Here is a 3,569-nt window from a genome sequence, read left to right as displayed (position 1 = left end):
TTCACCTCACAAAACCGAATTTTTATCCTCAATTTTCTGCCGTCCTCGCTACGGGCGCTATCCACGGGCAGCCTCTTGGTACGTCATTTCAATGAGCTTGCTCTGTTCACCCTGAGCGGAATCGAAGCGTGATTGGCGCAGCCTTATATTCAGGGTATGGAGTTTAGCCCTTCGACTCCGCCCAGGACGAACGGGGCTTGGGTGCCATTGATCGAGGAAACCCATCAATTACAAAATGCAGTTGTCACCAGGCTCACATTTTTTTACCTCAGAGTATATGGGACTGTCCCAGTCAGTAACTTCTGACTTGCCAATGAAAACCGTGATTCCCCGTGCAGATTTACGTTTTGTCGATATTGCAGAATCAACCACTTTAGTGGATCATAGCTGCCGCAAAACACAACATATAGTGCCTATCGCGCACACAACCACTACCTGTAGATATTCCACCCACAAAGGCGCAATATCTTATTATTCTATCTGTCCGGAGAGCCACCATGACTGAGATCATCAAACGCGATGGTTCACGCCAGCCTTTCGATGCGCCACGCATCGTAAAAGCCGTTGCCAGCGCCCTCAATGATGCTCAGATCAAAGACCATGACTTTGCTGAGTACGTTGCGAAAAAAGTAGCCAGCACCGTGGCCGGTCAGGAACTGGTGGATATCTATGATATTCAGGATCAGGTAGAGCATCTGATGATGAGCAGCGAATACCATAACGCTGCCCGCAAATACATTGAGTATCGTCAGACCCGGGATATTGAACGTGAGTCGCGTAATGCCCTGAGCCGGGACATTCTGAGCATCATCAATCAGGACAATGAAGAGCTGCTCAACGAAAACGCCAACAAAGACAGCAAAATCATCCCCACTCAACGGGACCTTCTGGCGGGTGTTGTCGCCAGGCACTACGCCAGACAGCATATCCTGCCAAAGCACATTACCGCGGCCCATGACCGTGGCGAAATCCATTATCACGACCTGGACTATGCCCCGTTTTTCCCGATGTTCAACTGCATGTTGATCGATATTGAAGGGATGATGACCCACGGTTTTCGCATGGGTAATGCAGAAATTGAAACGCCCGGGTCTATCACTACCGCAGCGGCCATCACCGCCCAGATCATTGCCCAGGTTTCCAGCCATATCTATGGCGGCACCAGCGTCAATGAGATTGACCGTATTCACGCACCTTACGTGCGCAAAACCTTTGAAAAACATCGTCAGCAGGGTATGCGCTGGATTGGTGATGAGGAAAAAGCCCGTGAATACGCCATGGAAATGACCGAAAAGGACTGCTATGACGCTTATCAAGGACTGGAGTATGAGGTAAATACCCTGCATACCGCCAATGGCCAGACCCCGTTTGTCACCTTTGGCTTTGGCCTGGGTACCAGCTGGGAAGAGCGTCTGGTGCAAAAGTCCATTCTGAAAAACCGGATTCGTGGCCTGGGTAAAAACTGCAAGACCCCGGTCTTTCCCAAGCTGGTGTTTGCCATCAGAAAAGGAGTGAACTTCAACCCTGAAGACCCGAACTACGACATCAAACAGCTGGCGCTGGAGTGTGCCAGCAAACGGATGTACCCGGACATTCTCAACTATGACAAGCTGATTGAAGTAACCGGAAGCTTTAAAACACCCATGGGCTGTCGTTCATTCCTGGGCGTTTATGAAGAGGGCGGCAAGATGATTCACGATGGCCGTAATAACCTGGGGGTCGTCTCACTCAACCTGCCCCGTATAGCAATTGAAAGTCAGGGCAATGAGGAAACTTTCTACCAACTGCTGGAACAGCGCTTGCAGCTGGCTAAAGAGGCCCTGATGACCCGTATCCAGCGTCTGGACAGGGTACGTGCCCGGGTAGCGCCGATTCTCTATGTGGAAGGTGCCTGCGGTGTTCGCCTGAAGCCAGATGACAAGGTCAGCGATATTTTCAAAAATGGTCGTGCCTCTATCTCCCTTGGCTACATCGGGATCCATGAGACGATCAATGCCCTTTATGGCAGTGGTTCCGGTGATCTTTACGACAGTGAAGAGCTTCGCCATAAAGCCGTTGCGATTGTAGAAACCCTGCGTGCAGCAGTGAATCAGTGGAAAGAAGAGACCGGCTACGGCTTCAGTCTTTACTCAACCCCAAGCGAAAGCCTGTGTGACCGTTTCTGCCGCCTGGACAAAAAGAAATTTGGTGTTGTTGAGGGCGTGACTGACAAAGGCTACTACACTAATTCTTTCCATCTGGATGTGGCAAAGAAGGTCAACCCATACGACAAGGTCGACTTTGAGCAGGTATACCCCAAACACGCCAGCGGTGGTTTCATCTGCTATGGTGAGTACCCGAACATGGTCAACAACCTGAAGGCATTGGAGAACGTTTGGGACTACACCTACGACAAGGTGCCATACTACGGCACCAATACTCCCAATGACTCCTGCTACAGCTGTGATTATGAAGGGGAATTCAACGCCACCAGCCGTGGTTTTGAATGCCCACAGTGCAAAAACCGCGACTCCGACAAGATGTCCGTAACCCGTCGTGTTTGTGGTTACCTGGGCCAGCCCAACAGTCGGCCTTTTATCAAAGGCAAGCAGGAAGAAGTGGTTCGTCGGGTAAAGCACCTCTAATACGGGTGCCTCGCTCCCAAACTCTCAGGATGCTGCGAAAGGCCTTAAAAAAAACCACAAAGGCACAAAGGTTTTTCCAAGCTTGCCTGAGCGACACTCAGCATACAAAAAAGGCTACCTTTGTGTCTTCGTGTCTTTGTGGTTCAACGCTTTTATACCTTTTGCAACACCCCCGCTCTGCGTTGGAACGAGCACCACAGGCCCCATGAAAAAGCAAAAAGCATGAACTATCTCCAGTACTATCCAATCGATGTGGTCAATGGTGAAGGCACCCGTTGCACCCTGTTTGTCAGTGGTTGTGAACACCGCTGCAAAGGCTGTCATAACGCCACCTCCCGGGATGCCCGCATGGGAATCTCCTTTGACCAGGCCATGGCAGACCGGATTATTGCCGACCTGGGAGACTCCCGCATCAAGCGGGATGGGTTGTCACTGTCCGGTGGAGACCCACTGTTCCCCGGCAATCTTTCCGGTATCCTGAAGCTGGTTCAGCGGGTAAAAGCCGAATATCCACAGAAAAATATCTGGCTCTGGACTGGCTACACGCTGGAAGAACTCAGTCAGGCTCAACAGGAAGTTCTGCAATACATTGATGTGCTGATTGATGGACGTTTTGAGCTGGATAAGAGAGATCTGTCACTGCCCTGGCGGGGCAGCATCAATCAAAGAATAATTAATATCAATAAGGTAATTTTTTAAATGGCTTTTTGCCGCTCCACCACTGGGATAAAATGCCCGGAATCGGCGGGGTTACCTTGTTCTTTGCCAGAATTATGATGTTCCAGTAATTGAACGACAGCGCTTGCCCTGACTCTTCCGGAACCACATCCACAGCCCGATTGACAATACTGACATTGCAGACAAATAATCAAACTAACCAGACTGTCAGTACGTAACTATTCTGTGAACCCAGCCAAACCAGCCCACCAAGCTGGTAAGGAATAC

The 3,569-nt window shown here is 50.3% G+C and carries 2 protein-coding genes; both read left to right on the top strand.

Annotated elements, in window-relative coordinates:
• Nucleotides 1–497: 497 nt before the first annotated feature.
• On the top strand, nt 498–2,624 hold the full coding sequence (nrdD, locus tag KDK14_RS04220; protein WP_257263772.1) for an anaerobic ribonucleoside-triphosphate reductase: 2,127 nt from the start codon (nt 498–500) through the stop codon (nt 2,622–2,624).
• A 222-nt stretch (nt 2,625–2,846) separates the two neighbouring features.
• Nucleotides 2,847–3,323 (top strand): anaerobic ribonucleoside-triphosphate reductase-activating protein, encoded by a 477-nt coding sequence (gene nrdG, locus KDK14_RS04215; RefSeq protein ID WP_257263771.1) that lies wholly within the window; start codon nt 2,847–2,849, stop codon nt 3,321–3,323.
• The last annotated feature ends 246 nt before the right edge of the window (nt 3,324–3,569 follow it).

Source organism: Endozoicomonas sp. ONNA2, assembly GCF_024606365.1.
GTDB lineage: Bacteria > Pseudomonadota > Gammaproteobacteria > Pseudomonadales > Endozoicomonadaceae > Endozoicomonas.
The sequence above is the reverse complement of the archived record's forward strand: the minus strand, read 5'-3'. Positions and strand labels throughout refer to the sequence as shown.

Bases quoted from the DNA above. Each gene is read 5' to 3' on its own strand.
- nrdD (WP_257263772.1), top strand. From the start codon at position 498: ATGACTGAGATCATCAAACGCGATGGTTCACGCCAGCCTTTCGATGCG.
- nrdG (WP_257263771.1), top strand. From the start codon at position 2,847: ATGAACTATCTCCAGTACTATCCAATCGATGTGGTCAATGGTGAAGGC.